The organism is Streptomyces sp. NPDC048734 (genome assembly GCF_043198675.1).
Taxonomy (GTDB): Bacteria; Actinomycetota; Actinomycetes; order Streptomycetales; family Streptomycetaceae; genus Streptomyces.
In genome coordinates this window covers 139,948-165,111 of the sequence record NZ_JBICUZ010000008.1, presented here as the reverse complement: position 1 = coordinate 165,111, position 25,164 = coordinate 139,948, and the positions used below count along the sequence as shown (strand labels likewise).

General features: G+C 73.0%; 21 protein-coding genes and 1 pseudogene. 9 read left to right on the top strand and 13 right to left on the bottom strand.

Translation table 11 applies throughout. From position 1 onward, the window contains the following. Positions 1 to 1,273: pseudogene (locus ACGFQC_RS22180) on the bottom strand (peptidase S41); the annotation flags it as partial. Positions 1,274 to 1,428: 155 nt separating this feature from the next. Here ACGFQC_RS22180 and ACGFQC_RS22175 point away from each other — a divergent pair. Further along, positions 1,429 to 2,031 (top strand): TetR/AcrR family transcriptional regulator, encoded by a 603-nt coding sequence (locus ACGFQC_RS22175; protein ID WP_363086612.1) that lies wholly within the window; start codon positions 1,429 to 1,431, stop codon positions 2,029 to 2,031. Between the two features lie 499 nt (positions 2,032 to 2,530). Next, positions 2,531 to 3,088: a lamin tail domain-containing protein gene (locus tag ACGFQC_RS22170; RefSeq protein WP_363086611.1), complete on the top strand. Its 558-nt coding sequence runs from the start codon at positions 2,531 to 2,533 to the stop codon at positions 3,086 to 3,088. Positions 3,089 to 3,254: 166 nt separating this feature from the next. On the opposite strand, the gene ACGFQC_RS22165 is transcribed toward ACGFQC_RS22170, so the two are convergent. After that, entirely contained in the window at positions 3,255 to 3,653 is a 399-nt protein-coding gene (locus ACGFQC_RS22165) for a VOC family protein (protein ID WP_363086610.1), read from the bottom strand. Positions 3,654 to 4,051: 398 nt separating this feature from the next. Between ACGFQC_RS22165 and ACGFQC_RS22160 the strand changes: the two genes are divergently transcribed. Then, positions 4,052 to 4,327, top strand: a complete 276-nt coding sequence (locus ACGFQC_RS22160) for a DUF1876 domain-containing protein (RefSeq protein ID WP_363086609.1) — start codon at positions 4,052 to 4,054, stop codon at positions 4,325 to 4,327. A 75-nt stretch (positions 4,328 to 4,402) separates the two neighbouring features. Here the strand turns inward: ACGFQC_RS22160 and ACGFQC_RS22155 are convergent, their stop codons facing one another. The 6 genes from ACGFQC_RS22155 to ACGFQC_RS22130 all read right to left on the bottom strand — a co-directional run bounded on the left by ACGFQC_RS22155 (position 4,403) and on the right by ACGFQC_RS22130 (position 9,344). After that, positions 4,403 to 5,569, bottom strand: a complete 1,167-nt coding sequence (locus ACGFQC_RS22155; RefSeq protein ID WP_363086608.1) for a serine hydrolase domain-containing protein — start codon at positions 5,567 to 5,569, stop codon at positions 4,403 to 4,405. 74 nt (positions 5,570 to 5,643) lie between these two features. Further along, positions 5,644 to 6,117, bottom strand: coding sequence for an organic hydroperoxide resistance protein (locus ACGFQC_RS22150; RefSeq protein ID WP_363086607.1), 474 nt, complete (start codon positions 6,115 to 6,117; stop codon positions 5,644 to 5,646). A 180-nt stretch (positions 6,118 to 6,297) separates the two neighbouring features. Continuing rightward, positions 6,298 to 6,780: a MarR family transcriptional regulator gene (locus ACGFQC_RS22145; protein WP_363086606.1), complete on the bottom strand. Its 483-nt coding sequence runs from the start codon at positions 6,778 to 6,780 to the stop codon at positions 6,298 to 6,300. Next, complete coding sequence (locus tag ACGFQC_RS22140; protein ID WP_363086605.1) at positions 6,777 to 7,535, bottom strand: ABC transporter ATP-binding protein; 759 nt, start codon at positions 7,533 to 7,535, stop codon at positions 6,777 to 6,779. Before ACGFQC_RS22140 ends, ACGFQC_RS22145 begins: the two co-directional genes overlap by 4 nt. Then, on the bottom strand, positions 7,523 to 8,284 hold the full coding sequence (gene cbiQ, locus ACGFQC_RS22135) for a cobalt ECF transporter T component CbiQ (RefSeq protein WP_363086604.1): 762 nt from the start codon (positions 8,282 to 8,284) through the stop codon (positions 7,523 to 7,525). Before cbiQ ends, ACGFQC_RS22140 begins: the two co-directional genes overlap by 13 nt. 1 nt (position 8,285) lies before the next feature. Then, a complete protein-coding gene (locus ACGFQC_RS22130; RefSeq protein ID WP_363086603.1) occupies positions 8,286 to 9,344 on the bottom strand; it encodes an energy-coupling factor ABC transporter permease in 1,059 nt (352 codons plus the stop codon). A 195-nt stretch (positions 9,345 to 9,539) separates the two neighbouring features. Here ACGFQC_RS22130 and ACGFQC_RS22125 point away from each other — a divergent pair, with 195 nt between their 5' ends. Then, on the top strand, positions 9,540 to 9,905 hold the full coding sequence (locus ACGFQC_RS22125) for an SsgA family sporulation/cell division regulator (RefSeq protein WP_363086602.1): 366 nt from the start codon (positions 9,540 to 9,542) through the stop codon (positions 9,903 to 9,905). A 121-nt stretch (positions 9,906 to 10,026) separates the two neighbouring features. On the opposite strand, the gene ACGFQC_RS22120 is transcribed toward ACGFQC_RS22125, so the two are convergent. From ACGFQC_RS22120 to ACGFQC_RS22100, 5 genes are all read right to left on the bottom strand, one after another. After that, positions 10,027 to 11,691, bottom strand: coding sequence for a penicillin-binding transpeptidase domain-containing protein (locus ACGFQC_RS22120; protein WP_363086601.1), 1,665 nt, complete (start codon positions 11,689 to 11,691; stop codon positions 10,027 to 10,029). A gap of 352 nt (positions 11,692 to 12,043) precedes the next feature. Further along, positions 12,044 to 13,681, bottom strand: a complete 1,638-nt coding sequence (locus tag ACGFQC_RS22115) for a penicillin-binding transpeptidase domain-containing protein (RefSeq protein WP_363086600.1) — start codon at positions 13,679 to 13,681, stop codon at positions 12,044 to 12,046. Positions 13,682 to 13,939: 258 nt separating this feature from the next. Then, positions 13,940 to 14,614 (bottom strand): tyrosine-type recombinase/integrase, encoded by a 675-nt coding sequence (locus ACGFQC_RS22110; protein WP_393288537.1) that lies wholly within the window; start codon positions 14,612 to 14,614, stop codon positions 13,940 to 13,942. Positions 14,615 to 14,923: 309 nt separating this feature from the next. Then, entirely contained in the window at positions 14,924 to 16,966 is a 2,043-nt protein-coding gene (locus ACGFQC_RS22105; protein WP_363086599.1) for a PA14 domain-containing protein, read from the bottom strand. A gap of 714 nt (positions 16,967 to 17,680) precedes the next feature. Next, a complete protein-coding gene (locus ACGFQC_RS22100; protein WP_363086598.1) occupies positions 17,681 to 19,432 on the bottom strand; it encodes a phospholipid carrier-dependent glycosyltransferase in 1,752 nt (583 codons plus the stop codon). A gap of 129 nt (positions 19,433 to 19,561) precedes the next feature. Between ACGFQC_RS22100 and rsmI the strand changes: the two genes are divergently transcribed. From rsmI to ACGFQC_RS22075, 5 genes are all read left to right on the top strand, one after another. Further along, a complete protein-coding gene (gene rsmI / locus ACGFQC_RS22095) occupies positions 19,562 to 20,419 on the top strand; it encodes a 16S rRNA (cytidine(1402)-2'-O)-methyltransferase (RefSeq protein WP_363086597.1) in 858 nt (285 codons plus the stop codon). Between the two features lie 133 nt (positions 20,420 to 20,552). After that, the gene (locus ACGFQC_RS22090; protein WP_363086596.1) at positions 20,553 to 21,431 is read left to right on the top strand and encodes a TatD family hydrolase; all 879 of its coding nucleotides are present in this window, start codon (positions 20,553 to 20,555) and stop codon (positions 21,429 to 21,431) included. Between the two features lie 137 nt (positions 21,432 to 21,568). Beyond that, positions 21,569 to 23,041, top strand: a complete 1,473-nt coding sequence (locus ACGFQC_RS22085; RefSeq protein ID WP_363086595.1) for a ubiquitin-like domain-containing protein — start codon at positions 21,569 to 21,571, stop codon at positions 23,039 to 23,041. A 326-nt stretch (positions 23,042 to 23,367) separates the two neighbouring features. Continuing rightward, positions 23,368 to 24,264, top strand: a complete 897-nt coding sequence (gene rsmA / locus ACGFQC_RS22080; protein WP_363086594.1) for a 16S rRNA (adenine(1518)-N(6)/adenine(1519)-N(6))-dimethyltransferase RsmA — start codon at positions 23,368 to 23,370, stop codon at positions 24,262 to 24,264. After that, entirely contained in the window at positions 24,261 to 25,154 is an 894-nt protein-coding gene (locus tag ACGFQC_RS22075) for a 4-(cytidine 5'-diphospho)-2-C-methyl-D-erythritol kinase (RefSeq protein ID WP_363086593.1), read from the top strand. Before rsmA ends, ACGFQC_RS22075 begins: the two co-directional genes overlap by 4 nt. Positions 25,155 to 25,164 lie beyond the last annotated feature (10 nt).

The window sequence follows — 25,164 nt, the reverse complement described above, 5'->3', positions numbered from 1 at the left end:
CCTCCCCGGCTTCCGAAGGCTCCCCCGTCCCGCCCGCGTCCGCCGTCTCGTCGGACACCGCCTCGTCGGACACCGTCACCAGCAGCAGGCGGCCGTCGTGCGAGGCGATCGCCAGTCGTTCGCCCGCCGGGTCGCAGACCATCTCCAGCACCCGGCCCAGACCGCCGGAGGCCAGTCGCCGCGGCGCGCGGTCGCCGCTCGCGCGCGGCAGGTAGGCGATCTCGACGGCGTCCTCGCCCTCCGCGTCCGTCACATAGGCGACCTGCCCGCCCGGGCCGAGCATCTCGGGGAGCCGGACCCGTGCCCCGGGCGGGTCGGTGATGGTCCGCGCGGGCCCGTCGCGATGGGTGAGCCAGTACAGGCTGCCGCGCACGACGACCGCGCTCGCCCGCCCGGTCTCGTCGACCGAGATCCCGTCCACGTGCTGCGCGGCCGGAATCGGGTAGCGCCGCCGCCCGGTCCGCGGCCCGCCGAGCCGTACGTCGATCCGGCGCGGTTCGGAGTCCGGGGACAGGTCGTCGACGATCCAGAGGTCCCCGGCGCACTGGTAGACCACGCGGGCGCCGTCGCTGGCGGCGTTGCGGGCGTAGAAGGCGTCGTGGTCGGTGTGCCGGCGCAGGTCGGAGCCGTCGTGGGCGCAGGAGTAGAGGTTGCCGACGCCCTCGTGGTCGGAGAGGAAGGCGACCCGGCCGCCGACGAGCATGGGGGCGGCGAGGTGGCCCTCCAGGTCGGCGAGCAGCCGCTGTCCGTGCAGCCAGAGCCGGCCCGTGGCGCCGCCCCGGTACCGCTTCCAGGAGGCAGGCTCGTGCGGCGGGGTGCCGGTCAGGAGCAGGGTGCGGCGTTCGCCGTCGAGGTCGGCGCTCTGCAGGTCGGTGACCGGGCCCCAGGGGAGTTTGCGGCCGGGGGAGCCGTCGGGGGAGAGCTTGTAGGCCCAGGTGAAGTGGGAGAAGGGTTCGCCGTGGGAGCCGACGGCGAGGATGTCGCCGTCCGGAGTCCAGCCGCAGACGCGGGTGTCGGGGCTGCCCCAGTACGTCAGCCGCCGTCCGGGACCGCCGTCCACGGGGACCAGGTGGATCTCGGGCACGAGGCTGCGCCAGCTCGTGTAGGCGACCTGGCCGCCGTCGGGCGAGAGGCGGGGGTGACCGGCCTTGGTGCGGTCGGCGGTGAGCCGCCAGGCGCGGCCGGGTCCGTCGAGCGGGGCCAGCCAGAGGTCGTCCTCGGCCACGAAGCACAACTGGTCGCCGCTGAGGTGCGGCAGGCGCAAGTAGGTCACGTTCCCATGCTTTTCCGGCACCAGGGGCCGGGCAACTTGTGGGTTCTTGACGGACGTGAGCCAGAGCACGTACGAAACCGTTTCGTTTCGCAGGGGCGCAGGGTATCTTCTTGGTGTACGGGATGAGTCCGTACCGGAGCCGGAAGGTGAGTGGCATGACTGAGGTCGCGACGGCGCGTCGCAGTCGCATCACGCCCGAGCGCGAGGCCGAGCTGTACGCGGCCGTGCTCGACCTGCTCCGAGAGGTCGGCTACGACGCCCTGACCATGGACGCCGTCGCCGCCCGCACCCGGTCCAGCAAGGCCACGCTCTACCGCCAGTGGGGCGGCAAGGCCGATCTGGTCGTGAAGGCCATCAAGCACACCAAGCCGGATCACGGCGAGGGGATCGACACCGGCTCGCTCCGGGGCGATCTGCACGCGCTGATCCGGCTCGAGGACGACTGCACCATCGAGCAGAACTCGGCGCTCATGCGGGGCGTCGCCATGGCGATGCACAACAGCGCCGACCTGCGCAGGGCGTTCCGGGCGCAGCTCGTCGAACCCGAGATGGCGGGCTTCCACCAGGTGATCCAGCGGGCCGTCGACCGGGGCGAGGTCCGTGCGGACTGCCCCGCGCTGGAGTTCCTCCTGCACATGATGATCGGCGGCTTCGCCACCCGGGCCCTGCTCGACGACCAGCCGCCCACCCAGGCCTTCCTCACCTCGTACATCGACGCCGTGGTCCTCCCCGCCCTCGGTGTCCCCACCACCTCCTGACCGTCCCCGCGGTCGCCACCTCCCGACCGTCCCCGCGGTCCGCCCTTCCTGACGCCACCGCTCACGTCGTCGGGCCGGTCACGCCTGCCCGACGTGGACGTCGAGGGCGAGGGGCTCGAGGCCCTCGACTCCCGCGACGCGGACCCGGACCCCGGCAAGGGGCGGGAACCGGTCCGCGCATGACGCCGCGCTGAGCGGGCGCGGTGCGGAGAAGGCCGGTGAGGGCTCCGTGGGGACGGGGCGCTCTCACCGGCCTTTTGTCCGCCCGGTCCGTTGTGACCCACTTTCGGGTGACGCTCCATCACCGGGAGGGCCCGCAGGGCAGATGCGGCAACGGCTCCGTGCCTTCACTGCATAGATGGACATAGAAGGCTACTGTCACCGGAATATGGATGATTCGTAACGTGAGGCGTTAATCGGCCGCTTGCGGGACGTGTGGTGGTCAAGTGTGGGTTCTGCGGCCGATGCGGTCGCAACTCGCACAAAACTAGGAGACCTTGTGTCTGCTTCCGTTGTTTCCGCCCGTCGTCTCGCCGCCGCCGGCCTCGTGGCCGCCGCCGTGGTCGGTGCCGTGGCACTGCCGGCGTCCGCCGCCGACCACTCGCGCCCCGAACGGCCGAAGGTGGAGATCAGCGACGTCCAGTACGACGCGCCGGGCGGCCGTGACGACCGCTCCAACCGCTCCCTGAACAGGGAGTGGATCGAGCTCACCAACACCACCCGCCACGCGATCAACCTGGACGGGTGGAGGCTGTCGAACCGGGACGGCCGCGTCTACACCTTCGACGACTACCGCCTGGCCCCCCGCGCCACCGTCAGGATCCACACCGGCCAGGGCCGCGACACCCGCACCGACCTGTTCCAGGACCGCCGCCGCGAGGTGTGGGACAACCGCGCCGACACGGCCACCCTGCGCAACGACCGCAACCGCTTCGTCGACGCCGAGTCCTGGGGCGGCCGTCACCACCGCGATGACCGCTACCACGGCGGCGACCGTCACGACCGCGGCGACCGTCACCACGGCGGCGACCGTCACGACCGCGGCGACCGTCACTGACGAACCCTCACCGGCGGCGCGCCCGTCCCCCTCTTCCGGGGGCGGGCGCGCCGTCCTGACGTGCGCGGGGCGCCGTGACGTCCTGCGGGTGACCGCCGTACCCGGCTTCGCAGAGCCGGGCCCATGGCCCGCCTTCGAACCCGCCCGTGCGATGCCCTCCCGTCCGCTACGGCCGCGCGTACGGCCGCGTCATGATCTCCAGGTTGTGGCCGTCCGGGTCGGCGAAGTACGCGCCCCGGCCGCCGAACAGGCTGTTGGTGCGGCCGGGTTCGGTGTGCCGGGGATCGGCGTAGTACGTGACGCCGACGGCGTCCAGGCGGGCGATCATCGTGTCGAACTGCTCCTCCGCCACGAGGAACGCGTAGTGCTGGGACTGGATCTGCTCGTCGCGCTTCTCGTAGAAGTCGAGGGTGACGCCGTTGCCGAGGTCGACCGGCAGGAACGGGCCGAAGGGCGCGCCGACCGGCAGGCCCAGGATCGCGGCGAGGAACTCGGCCGAGAGCTGCCGGTCATGGGCGTGCACGGCGAGGTGGTTGAGCTGGGGAAGCGTTGACTGAACGGGCATGGTGAGGGAAGGTCTCCGGTCTCGGTGTCCAGGGTGGCGCCCTCGCGGGGAGGGTGAGAAAGAAGGACGCGGAGACGGGACGGCGGGCCCCTGGCCCGCCTCGCGCTCATGCCGGGGCCGGGCGCCTCACTCGTGCATGGCCCATGGCCGACCCGGTAGTCACCAGAGGGAAGGTAGTGGCCGCCCCGGCCGGCCGCAACGATGTTTCCGGCCGAACCGGATCACCGGTGTTCCCGCGACGCGGACCGACCCGGGACGCGGTGGTGCGCGAGGTGCTCGCCGAGGACTTCGGCATCGACGTACCGGACGACTGCCCGAGCCCGCTGCCGTGACCCGAGTGGATGCGCCCCGGCGCGTCGAGGAGCACCCTGGAAGCAGGTGTTCCGGAGGTGATCGTCGTGATGCACACCACAGTCGGATGGCACGTCGAGTTGGAGTTCGAGGAGGACGATCAGCACACGCGCGCGGTCGCGCTGGTCAGGTTGCCCGACGGGTCCGAGGTCCGGGCCCACGGGCACGCCAGCCGCCACCGGGTCGACCCCAACCAGCCGCGGGTGGGCGAGGAGATCGCCGGCGCCCGTGCGCTGAACGAGATCGCCATGCAGCTGCTGACGAAGGCCCACATGGAGATCGACGACGCGTCGGGAAGGACCTCGCACCCGATCCACGTATGAGCGGAGGAGTCGGACGCGGCGGACCCGGCGGGAGCAACGGACGCGTCGGGCGCGGCGGACGCGGGAGGACGGCCGTCAGCCGCCGGTCGTCGCCGTCCGTACGGCCCTTACGAGTGCCTGCGCCCGCGGGTCCGCCGTCACGCTCGACCGGAAGCCGTTGGTGACGTAGCCGAAGGCGATGCCCGACTCCGGGTCGGCGAAGCCGAGGGGGCCGCCGCGGCCGGGGTGGCCGAAGGAGGCGGGGGACAGCAGCGGCGACGCGGCGCCGTGCAGCATGTAGCCCAGGCCGAAGCGGGTGTTCACCACGAGTACCCGGTCCGCCCCGGCCGACCGCTCACCGCGCGCCGCGGCCGCCGTCTCCGGTGCGAGGAGGCGGCGGCCACCGTCGGCCCCGCCGATCAGCGACGCGTAGAAGCGGGCCAGGCCGTCCGCCGTGGCGATGCCGTTGGAGGCGGGCAGGACCGCCGCCCGGTAGGCGGGGTCGTTCTCGTCGGGCAGCGGGGTGATCGCGGCGAAGGCGCGGCGGGTGAGCGAGTCGGGGTCGGCGTAGGCGTCGGCGACCGCGCGCTTGGGGCGCGTGCGCAGCGCACCCGCCTGCGAGGGCGCCTCGGTCTGCCCCACGCGTCCCACGCGCGCCCGCTCGCGCTCCGGCAGACCGAGCCACAGCTCGGCCCCGGCCGGTGCGGCGATCTCCTCGGCGACCCAGGCGCCGATCGTCCGCCCGGTGACCCGTCGCACCAGCTCGCCGGTCAGCCAGCTGTAGGTCTGCGCGTGGTAGCCGTGGTCCGTCCCCGGCTCCCACACCGGCGCCTGCGCGGCGACCGCCGCGGCGCCGAGATCGGGGTCGGCGGCCTCGGCCGGCGTCAGCGGCCGGTCCAGCACGGGCACCCCGGCGCGGTGCGCGAGCACGTCCCGCACGAGGGTCCGGTCCTTGCCGGCCGCCTTGTACTGCGGCCAGTACGTCCCCACCGGCGCGTCCAGGTCCAGCTCCCCGCGCTGCCACAGCATCAGCAGTACGGCGGCGGCGACACCCTTCGTCGCGGAGCGCACGACCTGCGCGGTGCCCCGCTCCCAGGGCGCCCCGCCGTCGACGTCGCGGCTGCCGCCCCACAGGTCGACGACCTTGTGCCCGTCCCGGTAGACGGCGACGGCCGCGCCCCGCTCCCCGAGGGTGTCGAAGTTGCGGGCGAACGCCTCCCCGACCGGCTCGAAGCCGGCGGTCACCGTGCCGTGCACATCCACGTCCGTACGTCCTCTCGGTTCACCTGCGACCGGGGGGACAACGTCCTAGCCGGACCCGCGATTCCGGTGTCCGGTCAGCCCAGCAGAATCGTTACGTCGATGTTGCCGCGGGTCGCGTTCGAGTACGGGCACACCTGGTGCGCCGCGTCCACCAGCTGCGCTGCGAGGCCCGCGTCGAGCACGGGCAGCGAGACGCTGAGGGCGACCGCGAGGCCGTAGCCGTGGGTCCTGTTGGGGCCGATGCCGACCTTCGCGGCGACGGTGGAGCCGGTGAGGTCGTATCCCGCCCGGTTGCCGACCAGGATCAGCGCGTTGTGGAAGCAGGAGCTGTAGCCGGCCGCGAAGAGCTGTTCGGGATTGGTGCCGTCGCCGTCGCCGCCCAGTTCCGGCGGCATGGCCACCTTCAGATCGATCCGTCCGTCCTGGCTGGTCACATAGCCGTCCCGGCCGCCGTGGGCGGTCGCCTCGGCGACGTACATGATCTTCGTCGGACGGGTGTCGATCGTGTCGACGGTGCTGACGGCGTCGACAGCGGCGCCTTCGGTCACTGCGGGACCTCCCCGGAGTTGTGCCCCATTACATCGTGCACAAGGTACCTGCCGGTGGGGAAGCGCTCGGCCGAGGGGGCGGTAACCGCAGGTAAGAGTCCTCGCCCCGAAGGCCCGGCGGCGTCGCCCCGAGGGTCCGGCTGCCCAGTCCCGAGGTTTCGGCGGCCTCGCCGCGAGGCTTCAGCGGCCCCGCTCCGCCGCCCCCTGCGCCTTCTCCGCGAGCCTCCACAGCTCCTCGCGCAACCGCACGGCCTCCGCCGCGTCGAGCCCGGTCGACGCGAGCAGCGCGCTGGGCACCCGCTCCGCGCGCTCCCTCAGTTCCTCCCCGCGCCCGGTGCAGGCGACGAGCACCGAGCGCTCGTCGCGCGCCGAGCGCTCCCGGTGCACGAGCCCGGCCGCCTCCAGCCGCTTCAACAGCGGCGACACCGTGCCGTAGTCGAGCCGCAGGGCCGCCGCCAGGTCCTTGACCGTGGTCTGGCCGCGTTCCCACAGCACCAGCAGCACCAGGTACTGCGGGTAGGTGAGGCCGAGGTCGTCGAGGAGCGGCCGGTAGGCGGCCGTCACCGCACGCTGGGCCGCGTAGAGCGCGAAGCACAGCTGCTCGTCCAGCGACAGCGAGCCCTCGACGTCACGGTCCTGGCGTGTCACGCGCGCGTTCGTCACGCTCCCATTGTCACGGAGCGCGGGTCGAATCCGAACGGCAGCTCCAGACGGTGCGCCCGCATCAGCGCGTCGTCGGCGAGCAGTTCGCCCGTGCGCCCGTCCGCCGCGATCACGCCCTCGCTGAGGATCAGGGAGCGCGGGCACAGCTCCAGGGCGTACGGCAGGTCGTGCGTGACCATCAGGACGGTGACGTCGAGGGAGCGCAGGATGTCGGCGAGTTCGCGGCGGGAGGCGGGGTCGAGGTTGGAGGACGGCTCGTCCAGGACGAGGATCTCCGGCTCCATCGCCAGCACGGTCGCGACGGCGACCCGGCGGCGCTGCCCGAAGGACAGGTGGTGCGGCGGACGTTCCCTGAAGTCGGCCATGCCGACCTGCGCGAGCGCCCGGTCCACGCGCTCATCCAGCTCCGCGCCCTTCAGCCCGGCCGCCGCGGGCCCGAACGCCACGTCCTCGCGCACGGTCGGCATGAACAGCTGGTCGTCGGGGTCCTGGAAGACGATGCCGACCTTGCGCCGGATCTGGGCCATGTGCCGCTTGCCGACGGGCAGCCCGGCGACCGTCACCGTGCCGGCGCCGCCGGTCAGGATGCCGTTGAGGTGCAGCACGAGGGTGGTCTTGCCGGCGCCGTTCGGCCCGAGCAGCGCCACCCGCTCCCCGCGCGCGATCGAGAAGTCCACGCCGAACAGGGCCTGGTGGCCGTCGGGGTAGGCGAAGGCGAGGCCCGAGACCTCGAGGGAAGCAGTCACAGGGTCCATCCCAGCACGCAGACGACGAGGGCGGCCAGCGGCGGGGTCAGCGCGTACGACCACTGCGCGCGCGAGGCGGTCACCTCGTCGATCACCGGCATGGTGCCGGCGTAGCCCCGGCTGACCATGGCCAGGTGCACGCGCTCCCCGCGTTCGTAGGAGCGGATGAACAGGGCGCCCGCGGACTTCGCGAGGACACCCCAGTGGCGGACGCCGCTCGCCTCGAACCCGCGTGACTCCCGCGCGATCCGCATGCGCCGCATCTCGTCCGTGATGACGTCGCCGTAGCGGATCATGAAGGAGGCGATCTGCACGAGCAGCGGCGGCAGCTTCAGGCGCTGCAGGCCGAGGAGGATCTCGCGCAGTTCGGTGGTGGAGGCCAGCAGGACGGAGGCGGCCACGCCGAGGGTGCCCTTGGCGAGCACGTTCCAGGCGCCCCACAGACCGTCGACGCTGAGGGACAGCCCGAGGACGCCCACCCGCTCGCCCTCGGCCACGAACGGCATCAGCACGGCGAACGCGACGAACGGCACCTCGATCAGCAGCCGCTTCAGCAGGAAGCCGGCCGGGACGCGCGCCCGGAACGCGACGACGCCGAGCAGGACGGCGTACAGGCCGAACGCCCACACCGCCTCGCGCGGTGTCGACACCACGACCACGACGAACGCGAACGTGGCGGCGAGCTTGGTGTGCGGCGGCAGGGCGTGCACCGGCGAGTGCCCGTGCCGGTAGAGCCGGTGGGCGTGCCCGGCGCCCATGTCAGACGTTCTCGACGGAGGTCGGGGAGGCGTCGGCGCCGCGCCGGCGGCGTACCGCCCAGAACACGGTGCTGCCCGCGACGACGGTCACGCCGACGCCGATGACGCCCGCGAGCCCGCCGGACAGCCGGGCGTCGTCGACGTCCTCGACGCCGTAGTCGGCGAGCGGGGAGTCCGCGGCGGCGTGCTCCTCGGTCTTGTCGTCGATGCCCTTGTCGGCGGCGACCTTCTCCAGGCCGTCCGGGTCCGAGGAGGCGTAGAAGCTGACGAAGCCGGCGAGGACGAGGGAGGTGACCAGGCCGGTCACCCACAGCGTGCGGCGGGAGGCGCGCGCCGCGACGGGCGCCGTGCGCGCCTCCTCGGCGGCGGGCACGTCCACGAGCTCGCCGTGCACCCGCAGCCGGAGCCGCTGCCGCAGCCCGCGCGCCCCGTACACGAGATCCGGCCGTACGGCGATGACGGCGCCGACCGTCAGCGCGGTGATCGCGGCCTCACCGACGCCGATCAGCACGTGCACGCCGACCATCGCGGTGGCCACCTTGTCGATCGCCACGTCGGTGGTGCCGCCGACCGCGTACATCAGCGTGAAGGCGAGGGCCGCCGCCGGCACGGACAGCAGGGCTGCGGTGAAGGAGGCGACGGTGACGGAACGGTGGCCGCGCGGCAGGACCTTCAGCAGTCCGCGGAAGACGGCGTAGGCCACCACCGTCGTCACGACCGCCATGTTGGTGATGTTCACGCCGAGCGCGGTCAGACCCCCGTCGGCGAAGAGGATGCCCTGCATCAGCAGGACGACGGACACGCACAGGACCCCGGTGAAGGGGCCCACGAGTATCGCCGCGAGGGCACCGCCGAGCAGATGGCCGCTTGTTCCGGCCGCGACGGGGAAGTTGAGCATCTGTACGGCGAAGATGAAGGCGGCCACCAGGCCGGCCAGCGGTGCCGTGCGCTCGTCGAGTTCGCGGCGCGCCCCTCGCAGGCTCACGGCGATGGCGCCCGCGGCGACGACTCCGGTCACGGCGGAGGTCGGGGCGTTGATGAATCCGTCGGGTACGTGCACCGTTCGATGATAGTGGCTTAATGCGAACAGGTTGCAAGAGCGAGGGAGTCCTGCTGTGGGGCGCACGGTGAAGTTCGTGTATCGCACATGTGAGATGCGCCCGTCCCGGCGGGCGGGGCCCGGGAAATGTGCGACATTGGAGAAGGGGGGGACGCACAGATTCCGCACAGGTCACGCAGAGTGAGAGGGCGGCAGATGTCTGTAGTCGAGCAGTACGCGCGAGCCCATATCGTCACGGACGCGGACCTGACCGAGGAGGAACGGAGCGCCGTTCCCGTCTCCCTGCACTACGACCCCGACGACGACCCGCGCACGGTCCGTGTCGGACTCCCCGGCGGCCGTGAGTGGAGCATCGCCCGCACCCTGCTGGAACAGGGGCTGCGCGCTCCGGCCGGCAGCGGGGAGGTCCGCGTCTGGCCCTGTGGGCGCGTCCAGGCCATCGTCGAGTTCCACTCCGCGCAGGGCGTCTCGGTCGTGCAGTTCGAGTCCAAGGCACTGCTGCGCTTCCTGCGCCGCACCTACGCGGCGGCGAGCGCGGCGGGCCGGCAACTGACCCGCTAGCCGCCCGGCCCGGATCTGTCCGGTCCTGGCCCCGGCCCGCCTGCCCCGGCTCGCCTGGCTCCGGTCCGCCCGGCTCCGGTCCGGCTCTGGCCCTGGCTCGCCTGGCCCCGGCCCGTCCGCCCTAGGCGCCCGCCTTCAGCAGCGCCGCCACGATCGGTCCCGCCGACTCGCTGCCGTGACCGCCCTGCTGCACCACGCCCGCCGCCGCGAGGTCGCCGCGGTAGGCCGTGAACCAGCCGTTGGGCTGCTTCTGCCCGTCGACCTCGGCGGAGCCCGTCTTGGCGCCGTAGTCCGGGCCGAGCCCGGCCATCGCTTCGGCCGCCGTGCCGCGCGCGGCCGTGTAGTTCATCAGCTCCCGCAACTGCGACAGCGTGTCAGCGGACATCGTGCGCGGGGCCTTCGCCAGGCTGCGGCCGTCGACCGACGGGGCGACCAGGTACGGCTGGTGGAAGGTGCCCGACTTCACCGTGGCCGCCACCGACGCCATGTTCAGCGGGTTCATCCGCACCCCGCCCTGGCCGATCAGCTCCGCCGCCATCTGGGCCGCCGACTGCACCGGTACCGAGCCGTCGAAGGTCGGCACGCCGATCGCCCAGTTGTTCGACGACAGGCCGAAGACCTGCTGCGCCTGCTTGGTCAGGCTGTCGTCGTCGAGCTTGCCCGCCTGGCTGATGAAGGCCGTGTTGCAGGAGCGCGCGAAGCTCGCCTTGAAGGAGCCGCCCTTGATCTCGAACTTGTCGTCGTTCTGGAACTTCCAGCCGCCGTAACTGAAGTACTTCGGGCACGGATGCGCCTTGTTCGCCGACGCCAGGCCCTTCTCGATGAGCAGCGAGGAGGTGATGACCTTCATGGTGGAGCCGGGCGCCAGCGAGCCCTGGAACGCCGTGTTGAAGTTCGGGTTGCTGTTGGCCACGGCCAGGATCTCGCCGGTGGAGGCGCGGGTCACCACGACCGACGCCCGCGCGGCGCTCGCGACCTGCTTCTCGGCGGCGGCCTGCAGCGACGGGCTCAGTGTCGTCTTCACGGTGCCGGCGGTGCCCTCGCTCAGCTCCAGCAGCGTCTTGTCGGAGGCCTTCTTCGCCTTCGACGCCTTGCCGCGGACCACCCGCAGCTCGACCCCCGCGGTGCCGCCGGCCTTCTTGCCGTACTTCTCGCGCAGTCCGTCCAGGACGGTGCCCAGGGACGGGTACCTCTTCGCGGTCAGCTCACCGCCGTCGCGGTCGAGCGCCTTGACCGGCGGATCGCCGGCCTCGCCGGTCACCAGGGTGTCCCCGTCGGCCAGATCGGGGTGGACCACGGACGCGTGCCAGTCGACGAGCGGCTCGCCGTCCTTCGCCCGCCGCACCACGGTCAGCGCGCTGTCGTACACCACCGGCTTGCTCGCCTTGCCGAAGGTGACCGTGCCCTTCACGGCGAAGGGCACCTTGGTACCCGCGCGCGGGCCGGCCGTGAGGGTGGCGCCGGTGATGCGGGCGTCCTTGGTCCAGCCGGTGAGCAGGGCGCCGGCGGCCGCCGGATCGTCGGTGGCCGCGGCGGCCTCGGCGACCTTGCCCTGCTGCCAGGCCGCCAGGAACGCCCTGGCGGCGGTGGTGACCTCGGCCGCCGACAGCGGACCGGTCCGGACCGCCGGTTTCCTCGCCGTCGCCGAACCGTCCTGGGCCGCCGCTCCGCCGCCGTACAGCGCGTAGCCGCCGAGGCCCGCGCCCGCGACGACGACGGCGATCACGCCGCCGACCACGGCCGGCCGCTTGCTCCGCTGTTCGGCGACGCGCCTTCTCTTGCCCACAGCCCGCGATCCTCCGTGCTCTACGGGGGGCCGCCTCGCCCCACTGTCCCCGCCGGACCCTCCCCGCCGGGTGAACCGTCCCACCGGCGGTGCGAGTCCTTCCCACCGGCACCAACGACGGCGCCCAGCCTAGGGCCTCTCATTGGGATCATGCCGGGCTCGCGGGGTCTGGCACCGCGGCTCGCCGCGTTGTCGTCGGTTGCCATGGCTCCGCCATGGTGCCCTCCTCCGCCTTGCGACGCACGGCACCAGACCCCGTTCCCTGATCCGGCCCGATCCCGACGAAAGACCCTGGAGTCCCCGCCCGCGGGGTGACGTCAGGTGTGACGTCACCCACGCCTTACGGGTGTCCTCAGGCGCCCGACCGCAGTACGGCCGCGACGATCGGGCCGGCCGCGTCGGTGCCGTGACCGCCGTCCTGGACCATCGCCGCGGCGGCGACGTCGTTCCGGTAGCCGGTGAACCAGCTGTCGGAGCGCGCTTTCCCGTCGACCTCCGCCGAACCCGTCTTCGCGCCGATCCGGCCGCTCAGGCCGGACATCACGCCGGCCGCCGTGCCGCTGGTCGCGGTGCGGTTCATCATGGCGCGCAGTTGCTCCACGGTGCCGGCCGGCAGCCCGCGCGCGTGGGCGAGTTCGCGGCCGTCGAGGCTGCGCGGCACGATCACCGGCTGCCGGAAGGCACCCGTCATCGCGGTCGCCGTCACCGACGCCATGTTCAGCGGGTTCATCTGGACCTGGCCCTGGCCGAGCATGTCGGCCGCGGTGTCCGGGCCGCCGGAGGCCGGGACGGAGCCGTCGAAGGAGGGGACGCCGGTCTTCCAGTCGAGGCCGATCCCGAAACGGTTCCTGGCCTCGTCGGTCAGGGAGTCCACCTTCACCTCGTCCGCGTACTTCACGAAGGCGGTGTTGCAGGAGCGCGCGAAGCTCTCGGAGAGGGTCGCCTTCTCGTTCGGGGGCATGTTCTTGATGTTGCCGAAGGTCTGGCTCTGCCAGGTCGCCTCGGACGGACAGGGCGCCGGGCCGGTCGCGGTGGTGATGCCGTTGTCGATGAGGGTGGCCGCGCTGATGATCTTCATGGTGGAGCCGGGCGCCACCTGCCCCAGGAAGGCCGCGTTCCAGCCGTCGTTGCGGTTGTTGGCGACCGCCAGCACCTCACCGCTGCTCGGCTGGACGGCCACCACCGACGACTCGGGGTACTTCAGGACCGCCTTCTCGGCGGCCGCCTGCGCGCTCGCCCTGAGCGTGGTGGGCAGCCGGCCCGCCCTGCCCTCGGCCAGGGTCAGCAGCGGCGTGTCCGCGGAGTCCGGGGCGGCGTGGCGGATCACCAGCTCGACACCGGCCGTGCCGCCCGCCTTGTCGCCGTACTTGGCGCGCAGTTCGTTCAGCATCGGCCCGAGCGAGGGGTACCTCTCCTTCGTCAGCACCCTGCCGTCGCGGTCCACGGCCTCGATCGGCGGCGCCGCCGACTCGCCCGTGACCAGTGTGTCGTCCATGTCCCTGAGCCGGGGGTGCACGACCGACGGCTGCCAGTCCACCAGCGCCCTGCCGGTGGTCACCCCGCGCACGACGGTCAGCCGGCTGCCGTAGGCGAGCGCCTTGGACTTCCCCCCGTACGACACCGTGGCCTTCACCGTGAACGGCACGCTGCGCCCGGCCGGCGCGCCCGGAGTGACGCGCACACCGGTGATGCGCGCGGCCTGGCCGTACGAGGTGAGCAGCGGCCCCGCCTTGCCGGCGTTGTTGGTGAGCGCCGCCGCGCTCGCCGCCTCCCCCTTCTCCCAGGCCGCGAAGAACGCGGCGCTGGTCTCCTTCACCTCGGCGGCGCTCGGCGGCCCGGTCCGCACGGGCGCCGGTCCGCTCGCATCCGGTGCGCCGCCGGCGCCGTCGCCGTCCAGCGCGTTCACGATGTTGAAGGCGCCGTACCCGGCCCCGCCCACCATGACGGCGAACACCGACCCGACGATCGCCGCCTTGGCCCCCTTGCGCATGGTCGTCCTCCCCGTTGAACCGCCAGGCCCTTCTGAACGCGTTCAGAAGGATCCCCCACGGCTCACAGTAAGCGGAAGAGGGTTCTACGGGACGGGAGTTGTCGCAATCGTTAGACCCAGGCGTCCAACCACATATGTGAACGCCGGTCGTCGATCGGGATCGCGGTGCCGGTGTGCAGGGGCCAGAAGTAGATGAAGTCCGCGGGATCCGGGCCGGTAGGGCCCCGACCAGCGCGTTCGGCTCTGGCCGGGACCGTCTCAGGCGGCTTGGGCCGCCTCCGGGCCGTGATCTTGAGGAGTCGACGCCAGACAGAGGCTGTCGACGGCCCGCCGGGTGCGGCCCTCGCTGCTCGGCATGAGGTGCGTGTAGGTCCGGAGTGTGAACCCGGGATCGCTGTGTCCGAGGTAGGAACTCAGGGCCCGGATGTTCTCGCCGGCGTCCAGCAGCACGGACGCGTAGAAGTGCCTGAACGCGTGCATGCCGTGCTCAGGGGCCGACGCGTACCGCTTGCCTGCCTCCCGCGCCGGAATGATCCCAGCGGTGGCCGGCGCGGCTTTCCAGTGGTGCTCGTTGAAGTCGCTCACGCGGACGTGATTGCCTTCAGGGCCGCCGAACAGGAGCCGCTTCGTCACCGGCGGGCCGTCCGGCGTACGCCACGGAAGAGTCACGTCGACAGGCGCGCACGCCTCGGAACGAGCGCGCAGCGCGGTGGCCACGGCCTTCGGAAGCGGCACGTCGCGGACCTTGCCTCCCTTCGGCAGGGCGAACACGTACTTCCCGCGGATGCGCTTGAGCTGATGGCCCACGGCCAGCCACCCGCCCTCGAAGTCGAGTTCCTCCACGGACAGGCCGAAGAGCTCGCCCTGACGCAGCCCGCAACCCGCGCCGACGTCCACAGCGGCCTGACAGCGGCGGGGGAGGGCCGCGCGCACGCCGAAGACCTGCGCGGCCGTCCACGGGTGGACACGCGGCCTGCCGGGCTGCGTACGGGCTACTCGTCAGACCGTCCCATCCGGTGCACCATCACGATGTTCCGGGGCGACTCGAACCGTAGGTGCTGCCCGAATCGCGGCAGCGTAAGGGGCCAGCTAGGGCCTTCGGTTTCATGGAGGCCACGAACCAGCGGCGGGAGTTTCCCTCCGGCGCCTCCTAGCGGCCCGTATGGCCGTCGCTGACCGATCCGGCTGGGGCCTGTCGTCCGGATGAGCCCGGCAAGATCCGGACGGCAGGCCCCAGGTCCCTCAGACGCGGTCCTGGAAGACGGTGTACCAGGGGTACGTCCCCACCACGGCGCCGTCGGCCGTCACGGCCTCCAGCGTGTAGAAGTACGTGTTCCCCTTCGTCGCCGTGGCGTCCTCCCACGTCCGGGCGTCCGCCGGGAGCAGTCCGTCGTGCTGGGGCTCGTACGCCTTGGTCGCCGGGTTCCACCGGCTCACGCGGTAGCCGGTGACCGTGGCGCAGCGGGCCGTGTCGGTGCACTGCCAGTCGACGGACGGACGAGTGGCCGTCCGGTTGTGGCCCAGACCGCCGAGGCTCCAGTCCCGGGTGACGGTCACGGACGGCCGGACGTCGAGCTCGGTGGCCTCGACCACGGTGACCTTCGGGTCGCTCGGGGGCAGCGTATTGCCCCAGTGGTCCTTGGCGACGACCGCGTACACGTGCGTCTCGCCGTCCGGCAGGTTGCCGCAGAGGATCGCGAGCCAGTTGCCCGTGCCTTCCGAGCAGGTGTCGGGGCCGAGCCACTTGACCGTGCCGTCGGCCTGCCGTACGCCCTTCCACACCACGTACTCGTCGATGTCGTCCTCGGGCGAGGCGGCCCAGCTCACCAGCATGCCGTCGTTGCGCGGGGTGACCTTCACGCCGGTGACCGGGCCGGGCGCCACGGTGTCGCCGGTGCGGACGACGACCGGCGCGGAGTACGCCGACTCGTTGCCGTACGGGTCCACCGCCGTGACGGCGTACGTCACGTACGTGTTCGCGGGCATGTCCACGTCGTAGCAGTTGCCGCCGTTGCTCGCCTCGTCGCTCTCCTCCGCGACGCAGGTCACCTGGGTGCGCGCGGTCGGGTCGAACGTCTTGCCGGGCGAGCGGTACACGCGGTAGTGCCCGCCGTTGTCCCAGTCCTCGAAGAAACCGTCGGGCTGGCTCCAGTGCACGTTGGTGTGGCCGGGACGGGCGCCGGCGGTGACGCCGGTCGGGGACTTCGGTGGCATCCGGTCGACGCCGTCGCTGGTGACCGTCGCGTACGCCCCCGGGTTGCCGGCTGCGTCGAGGGCCCGGACCCGGTAGTACGTGTTCGTGTTCACGGCGCCGCTGGTCCGGTACGACGTCGTGGTCGTCGTGCCGCGCAGCTCGAACGGTCCGGCAGCCGCGGAGGCGGCGTACACCTCGTACTTCGCCGTGTCGGCGACTCCCTGCCAGTTCAGGGTGTCCCACCACCCGTCGCCGGTGGCGACCGTGAGTCCGGTGGGGGCGGCCGGCCCGGTGCGGTCGACGGTCGTCGCCGTCACGTCGGGGCTGCCGGTGGACTCGCGGCCGGCCTTGTCGACGGCGCGGACCTCGTACAGGAAGGTCTGGCCGGTGGCGGGCGGGGCGTCGACGAAGGACCGGGTGGTCAGCAGGGACGTCCCGCTGACCTTGGCCCAGCTGGTGGCGCTCAGCCGGCGGTACACGCGGTACCCGGCGAGGTCCATCTCCTTGTTGGCGGTCCAGCGCAGGGTGGTCTTGGCCGTCGTCCAGTCGTACGCGGCGGTGAGGCCGGTCGGGGCGAGCGGCTTGACCGTGTCGACGGCGGCCTCGGTGCGCGGGGTGTACGTGAAGGCGGCGTTGGCGACGCCGGTCCATGCGACGTAGTCCACGCGGATCGTGTGCCTGCCGGCCGGGATGGCCAGGTCGATGGTCTTGCGGGCGGTGGTGGAGACGTTCTTCCACAGGTCGATCTTCCGCACGCCGTCGACGTAGACGCGCATGCCGTCCTGCGTGGCGGCGGAGAGCCGGAAGGGGCCGCCGGAGCCGAAGTCACGGGTGAGGGACCAACGGACGGAGAAGTTGTCCTTGGGCAGCGTGACGCCGGCAGGGTCGCCGTACCCGTAGTTCTCGCTGATGGCGGTGTCGCAGGCGGTGAGCTTCGGCGTGCCGCTGAAGGTGGAGTTGCCGAAGTACTGCGCCCTCCAGACGGGAGAGGCGCAGGTGACCGCCGCGAAGGCAGGGGCGGCGATGATCAGGCCGCCGGTGGTGGCGAACGCGGCCGTCGCGGCCAGCGCGGACAGCCGGGTACGAGTCATCACAGAGGAAGGGCCCCTTTCGGACCAAGGCGGATCACGTGAAAAATCAGACCCCTGTGTGACTCGTGGGTCGGGGGCAGGGTTGTCCCCGACCCACGCACGTTTTTTCGGGCAACGTCCCGACCGCTCACCCGTACGCAGCGGCGCGGCGCTCAGGCGACACGCCTAGAGCTACGGATCGAAAGGCCGGCAGGCGGGCCGCCAGCCCGTCAGACCTCAGCGACCGCCCCGCCGGTAGTTCGCATGGGCGTGGTGCCTGGGCGGCTCATCGTGACCAACCTCTGGCCACACGCGTGCTGAGGTTGAGGAGCAGCGCGAGTATCACCCGAATAACGCGCTGGTCGTCGTTCACTCGATCCAGTTGGACCGGACAGGGGATGAGCCGGCGACCAGTGGCGGCGTCCTGCACTGCACCGGTCCACGGGCCATCCAGGACGAAGACCCGACGGTGATCTCGTATGCCTACCGGGCGCCGATCGGCGAGATGAGCTCCGACGAGGAACAGGGAGAACCGAGCCTCTTTCCCCCACATGTCCCCCAGCAGCGACAGGAGCGGGCAGAAGCGCAGGTCACCGATGGGGGACACGTCCCGCTGCAAATCTGCTGCGGGGCCGTCTCCGGGCCGTCCGAGGGCGGCCCACGACAACCGCTAACCACCAACAATGACCACGAGGGCACGGCGGACTGCCGTGCCCTCGTGGTGCGTCTGCCCAGCTAGACCCAGGTGTCCAGCCACATCCGCGACCGCCAGTCGTCGATCGGGACGGCGGTGCCGGTGTACAGGGGCCAGAAGTAGATGAAGTTCCAGGCGATCAGCAGCACCAGGACGCCCGCGCCCGTCGCGCCCACCACCCGCCGGGTGTCGCTCGATCCCGGCCGGCCGACGAGGGCCCCGGTCATCATCGCCACCGCCAGACACAGGAACGGCAGGAAGACGACGGCGTAGAAGAGGAAGATCGTGCGCTCCTGGTACAGGAACCACGGCAGGTACCCGGCGGCGATGCCGCACGCGATCGCGCCCGCCCGCCAGTCGCGGCGGAAGAACCAGCGCCACAGAACGAACAGCACCGCGAAACAGGCTGCCCACCACAGCACCGGCGTGCCGATCGCGAGTACCTCGCGCGCGCACTTCTCGCCCGCGTCCACCGGACAGCCGTCCGTGCCGGGCGCCGGGGACTCGTAGAAGTACGACACCGGACGGCCCAGGACCAGCCAGCTCCACGGGTTCGACTGGTAGGTGTGCGGAGAGGTGAGGTGGGTGTGGAACTGGTACACCTCGTGCTCGTAGTGCCACAGGCTGCGCAGCCAGTCCGGGAACAGCCAGGTCCAGCTGCCGCCCTTGCCGTCGGTCGCCGCCCAGTTGCGGTAGTAGCCGCCCGAGCCGCTGTCCGAGGAGAGGATCCAGCCCGTCCACGAGGCCAGGTAGGTGACCAGCGCGACCGGCACGGTCGCCAGGAACGCCAGGCCCGTGTCCCGCTTCAGCACCACCCGGTACGGGTGCCGGGCACCGGCCACCCGGCGCGCGGCGACGTCCCACACCACCGTCATCAGGCAGAACGCGACCATGATGTACAGGCCGTTCCACTTCGTGCCGATCGCCAGCCCCAGCATCACGCCCGCCGCCCAGCGCCACGGGCGCAGGCCCAGGCGGGCGGTCTCGGCGACGTGCGCGTCCGGGCGGCAGCGGCCGTCCGCGCCCGGCGGCAGCGCCGCGGCCAGCCTCGCGCGCGCCCGGTCCCGGTCCACCACCAGACAGCCGAACGTGGCCAGCACGAAGAACATCAGCACCCCGTCGAGCAGCGCGGTGCGGCTCATCACGAAGTGCAGCCCGTCCACCGCCATCAGCGCGCCCGCCAGACAGCCCAGGAACGTGGAGCGGAAGAGGCGGCGCCCGATCCGGCACAGCAGGAGGACCGACAGGGTCCCCAGCAGTGCCGTCATGAACCGCCAGCCGAACGGATCGAACCCGAAGACCAGTTCGCCCAGCCCGATGACGTACTTGCCGACCGGCGGATGCACGACGTACGCCGCGTCCGTCGGGATCGTGACGTGGCCGCCGCTGCCCAGGATGACGTCGTTGGCGTTCTTGTCCCAGTTGACCTCGAAGCCGCGGTGGACGAGCGCCCACGCGTCCTTGGCGTAGTACGTCTCGTCGAATATCACCTTCTTCGGGCCGCCCAGGTTCCAGAACCGCAGCACGCCCGCCACCAGCGTGACCAGCAGCGGACCCAGCCAGCCCGACCAGCGGGTGATCCGGCCGGCGAGCCCCGCCGGCACGCCGAGCGCCTGCCAGAGCCGCGGGCTCGGCTCGGCGAACGGCGGCACCAGCCGCTCCCGGACGTCGCCGTCCGACGCCGCCGTGTAGCCGAACCGGCGCAGCCGCGACTGCCACCCCGGCCGCCGGTCCTGCGGTGCCTGGTCCTGCCGGTAGTCCGTGGAGTCCGTGGAGGACGCGGTACTGGTCACCGCGCCATCGTAGGGAACGGGACTGTGGGAGTCCCGTGCACGGGCCCTGTTCGTCCGGCGACGCCGGGCTCCCGGCGATCCGGCCCGGCCGGTCGAACAGGGCACTTCTCCCCCTGCGAGGATGGAAACGTGACAGTCGCACCCGGAACCCTGGTCCTTGCCGGCACGCCCATCGGGGACATCGCGGACGCCCCGCCCCGGCTCGCGGAGGAGTTGGCCGGCGCCGACGTCATCGCCGCCGAGGACACCCGCCGGCTGCGCCGGCTCACGCAGGCGCTGGGCGTGACCCCCAAGGGGCGTGTCGTCTCCTACTTCGAGGGCAACGAGTCCGCCCGCACCCCCGAGCTGGTCGACCACCTCCTCGGCGGCGCCCGCGTCCTCCTCGTCACCGACGCCGGCATGCCGTCCGTCTCCGACCCCGGCTACCGTCTGGTCGCCGCGGCCGTCGAGAAGGACATCCGGGTCACCGCCGTACCCGGCCCGTCCGCCGTCCTCACCGCGCTCGCGCTGTCCGGCCTGCCCGTCGACCGCTTCTGCTTCGAGGGCTTCCTGCCGCGCAAGGCGGGGGAGCGGCTGTCCCGGCTGCGCGAGGTCGCCGAGGAGCGCCGCACCCTCGTGTACTTCGAGGCCCCGCACCGGCTCGACGACACCCTCGCCGCGATGGCCGAGGTGTTCGGCACCGACCGGCGCGCCGCCGTCTGCCGCGAACTGACCAAGACGTACGAGGAGGTCCGGCGCGGCCCGCTCGGCGAGCTGGCGCAGTGGGCGGCGGAGGGGGTGCGCGGCGAGATCACCGTCGTCGTGACCGGGGCGCCCGAGCGCGGCCCCGGCGAACTCGACGCTGCGGAACTGGTCCGGCGGGTGCGGGTGCGCGAGGAGGCCGGCGAGCGGCGCAAGGAGGCGATCGCGGCGGTGGCGGCGGAGGCCGGGGTGCCCAAGCGGGAGGTCTTCGACGCGGTCGTCGCGGCCAAGAACGCCGCGGGCTGAGGAGCCTCCCGGGCAGCCCGGCGGGCGGCAAAGAAGCGGCACGCCCGGCAGACGGTGGAGGACCGTCGCCGACGGGCGAGCCGGGCCGGTCGGCGGCCGACGGCCGGGTGTGCCCCTTCCGTAGGATCGGGGCATGCCTTCGAACGCCGACAAGAACGCGGCGCCGCCGCTCCCGGCCCCCCTGCGGGTACCGGTCGCCGACTCCCACACCCACCTCGACATGCAGTCCGGCACGGTCGAGGAGGGCCTTGCGAAAGCCGCGTCGGTCGGCGTGACGACGGTCGTCCAGGTCGGCTGCGACGTCGCAGGCTCCCGCTGGGCGGCCGAGACGGCGGCGGCGTACGACAGCGTCCACGCGGCGGTCGCCCTGCACCCCAACGAGGCCCCGCGCATCGTCCACGGAGATCCCGACGGCTGGTCGCGGCAGGGGGCGCGCGCGGCGGGGGGCGCCGGGGCGCTCGACGAGGCGCTCGCCGAGATCGACCGCCTCGCCGCGCTCCCCGAGGTCAAGGGCGTCGGCGAGACCGGACTGGACTACTTCCGCACCGGTCCCGAGGGCAAGGACGCGCAGGAGCGTTCCTTCCGCGCCCACATCGAGATCGCCAAACGGCACGGCAAGGCCCTCGTGATCCACGACCGCGACGCCCACGCGGACGTGCTGCGCGTGCTGAAGGAGGAGGGCGCCCCCGAGCGCACCGTCTTCCACTGCTACTCCGGCGACGCGCGGATGGCGGAGATCTGCGCCCGCGCCGGCTACTTCATGTCCTTCGCGGGCAACGTCACCTTCAAGAACGCCCAGCACCTGCGCGACGCCCTCGCCGTCGCCCCGCTGGAGCTGGTCCTCGTCGAGACCGACGCCCCCTTCCTCACCCCGGCGCCCTACCGCGGACGGCCCAACGCCCCCTACCTCGTGCCGGTCACGGTCCGCGCCATGGCGGCCGTCCGCGGCATCGACGAGGACGCCCTGGCGGGCGCCCTGGCCGCCAACACGGCCCGCGCCTTCGGCTACTGACCCGCGGGCACCGCCGGGCACCGCCCCGGACGCCACCGTGGGTAGTCGCGTCGCTTTGGAGAGTGACGGCCGCTCCGCTAGGTTCTGGGGGCCCGATCCGGACCCCTTTGGACCCAGGACCCCTGGAGCGTGTCGGAGTGAGCAACGTGCACCACCCGCGCAACGCGTACGGCGCCGACGGCACGTACGTCGACGTCCACAACGCCGAGACCCTCGCCCACGGGGTGTACGCGGCCCCCCGGGAGCAGGGCGTCCCCGGCCTCCCCGGCACCCCCGGCACCCCCGGCGGCCGTGGGGCGCCGGAGGCCTGCGCGGACAGGTGCCGGCCCGCCTACGAGCCGACCGTGCCCGCGGTGCCCGCGGTGCCCGTGGTGCCGCTGGAGTCACCCGAGCCGACGCTGCCGCGCCCGGCGGACGGAGCACCGTATGCCGGTGGTGCCGGCGACGCCGGCACGGGGCGCGCCGCACGCCGGCGCAGGACGCGCGACGCCGGGCGCGCGGACTCCCCGATGCGCCGGCTGCTGCCCCTGCTCCCCCTGGTGCCGCAGGCGCTGGTCGTCGCCTTCCTCGCGGGCGGCACCACCGCCTTCGTCGCCAAGGACAAGGCGATCGAGCTGACCGTCGACGGCAAGCCGCGCACCCTGCACACCTTCGCCGACGACGTGGGCGAGCTGCTGGCGGAGGAGGGCGTGCGGGTCGGGGCGCACGACATGGTGGCGCCCTCCCTCGGCACGGCCCTCGACAGCGGCGACGAGATCGCCGTGCGCCACGGCCGCCCCGTCCGGCTCACGCTCGACGGCCGGCGGCGCGAGGTGTGGACGACGGCCCACACCGTGGAGGAGGCGCTCGGACAGCTCGGTGTGCGGGCGGAGGGCGCCCACCTCTCCGTCTCCCGCTCCCGGCGCATCGGACGCGAGGGGCTGGTGCTGGACGTCCGTACCGAACGCGCCGTGACGATCATGGCCGACGGCCGGGCCCGCACCGTCCGCACCAACGCGGCGACCGTGGGCGAGGCCGTCGAGGAGGCCGGCATCACCCTGCGCGGCCAGGACACCACGTCCGTCCCCTCCGGCAGCTTCCCGCGCGACGGCCAGACGATCACCGTCCTGCGGATCACCGGGGCGAGGGAGGTGCGGGAGGAGGCGATCCCCTTCCTGGTACGGCGCACCGACGACCCCGCGCTGTTCCGGGGCACCGAGGTCGTGGAGCGGGCCGGCCGGCCGGGGCTGCTGCGGGTCACCTACGCCCTGCGCACCGTCAACGGCGTCCGGCAGAAGCCGAGACGCATCCGGACCGAGACCGTGCGCGAGCCGCGCGCGCAGGTGGTCAGGGTCGGCACGAAGCCACGGCCGGCCTCCGTGCGGGGCGCCGACCACCTCGACTGGCAGGCGCTCGCGGCCTGCGAGTCGGGCGGTCGCGCCGACGCCGTGGACCCGTCCGGCACCTACGGGGGCCTCTACCAGTTCGACACCCACACCTGGCACAGCCTCGGCGGCACCGGGCGCCCCCAGGACGCCCCCGCCGCCGAACAGACCTTCCGGGCCAAGAAGCTCTACATCCGCCGGGGCACCGCCCCCTGGCCCCACTGCGGCACCCGCCTCCACGACTGACACCGATGGCACCGGGGGCGGGCAGCGCCCCGCGCCCGTCGCCCACCGCCGCCGGACACGCGCCGTCCGCCGGGCACGCGCCGTCCGCCGGGCACGCGCCGTCCGTCGGGGTCCGCCGTCCGCCGTCCGTCGGTTGCCTGCCGCCTGCCGCCTGCCGCCGCCTGTCGCCCACCGCCGCCGGGCACGCGCCGTCCGTCGGTTGCCCGCCGCCCGCCGCCCCCCGCCTGCCGCCCCCCGCCCGCGGGTTCGGGGCACGCGCGGCCCGCCGCCGCAGCCTCGGCCGGGGACCTGCAGTCCCGCCTCCCACACCCCCGTACCCTTGTCCCGTGACCAGCCCCACCCCCGACGCCCTCCTGGGCCCCGCCGACATCCGCGAGCTCGCGGCAGCCCTCGGCGTGCGGCCCACCAAGCAGCGCGGCCAGAACTTCGTGATCGACGCGAACACGGTCCGCCGTATCGTCCGCACCGCGCAGGTGCACCCCGAGGACGTGGTCGTCGAGGTGGGCCCGGGCCTCGGCTCCCTCACCCTCGCGCTGCTGGAGGTCGCCGACCGCGTCACGGCCGTGGAGATCGACGACGTCCTGGCGAGCGCCCTGCCCGCGACGATCGCCGCCCGCATGCCGAGGCGCGCGGACCGCTTCGCGCTGGTGCACTCCGACGCCATGCACGTGACCGGGCTGCCGGGCCCCGCCCCCACCGCCCTGGTGGCGAACCTGCCGTACAACGTCGCGGTGCCCGTGCTCCTGCACATGCTCGAGACCTTCCCGACCATCGAGCGGACCCTCGTCATGGTCCAGTCGGAGGTCGCCGACCGCCTCGCCGCCGGCCCCGGCTCGAAGGTGTACGGCGTCCCGTCCGTGAAGGCGAACTGGTACGCCGACGTCAAGCGGGCCGGCGCCATCGGGCGCAACGTCTTCTGGCCGGCACCGAACGTGGACAGCGGGCTGGTCTCGCTGGTGCGACGGGCGGAGCCGGTCAGGACCACGGCCTCCCGGCAGGAGGTCTTCGCCGTCGTCGACGCGGCCTTCGCCCAGCGCCGCAAGACCCTGCGGGCCGCGCTCGCCGGGTGGGCCGGGTCGGCGCCCGCCGCCGAGGCGGCCCTGGTCGCCGCCGGGGTGTCCCCGCAGGCGCGCGGCGAGTCCCTCACGGTCGAGGAGTTCGCCCGGATCGCCGAGAACAAGCGGGAGAACACCGCCGAGCACGTGCAGGAGAACACGGCGTGAGCGTCACCGTCCGCGTACCCGCCAAGGTCAACGTCCAGCTCGCGGTGGGCGCCGCGCGCGCGGACGGCTTCCACGACCTGGCCAACGTCTTCCTCGCCGTCGGCCTGTACGACGAGGTCACCGTCACCCCGGCCGACGAACTCCGCGTCACCTGCGAGGGCCCGGGTGCCGCCCAGGTCCCCCTGGACCGCACCAACCTCGCCGCGCGCGCGGCGATCGCCCTCGCCGAGCGCCACGGCCGCACCCCGGACGTGCATCTGCACATCGCCAAGGACATCCCCGTCGCCGGCGGCATGGCGGGCGGCAGCGCGGACGGCGCGGGCGCCCTCCTGGCCTGCGACGCGCTCTGGGGCACCGGCGCCTCCCGCGGTGAACTGCTGGAGATCTGCGCCGAATTGGGCAGCGACGTGCCGTTCAGCCTGGTGGGCGGGGCCGCGCTCGGCACCGGACGGGGCGAGAAGCTGACGGCCGTGGAGACCGGCGGCACCTTCCACTGGGTGTTCGCGATGGCGGAGCGGGGACTGTCGACCCCGGCCGTCTTCCGCGAGTTCGACCGCCTCGCCGAGGGCCGTGACATCCCCGAGCCGGTCGCCTCGCGGGACCTCCTCGACGCCCTCGCGAAGGGTGACGCGGACGCGCTCGCGGCCACCGTCTCCAACGACCTCCAGCCCGTAGCCCTCTCCCTCTTCCCCGAACTCGCGGACACGCTCGCCGCGGGGGAGGCGGCCGGCGCGCTCACCGGCCTCGTCTCGGGCTCGGGCCCCACCACCGCGTTCCTGGCCCGGGACGCGGAAGCGGCGGAGGGGATCGCGGGTGCGTTGCGGGCCTCCGGCACCTGCCGCGACGTACGGACGGCGTCGGGTCCGGTGCCGGGGGCGACGGTGCTCTGAGGGACTCCGC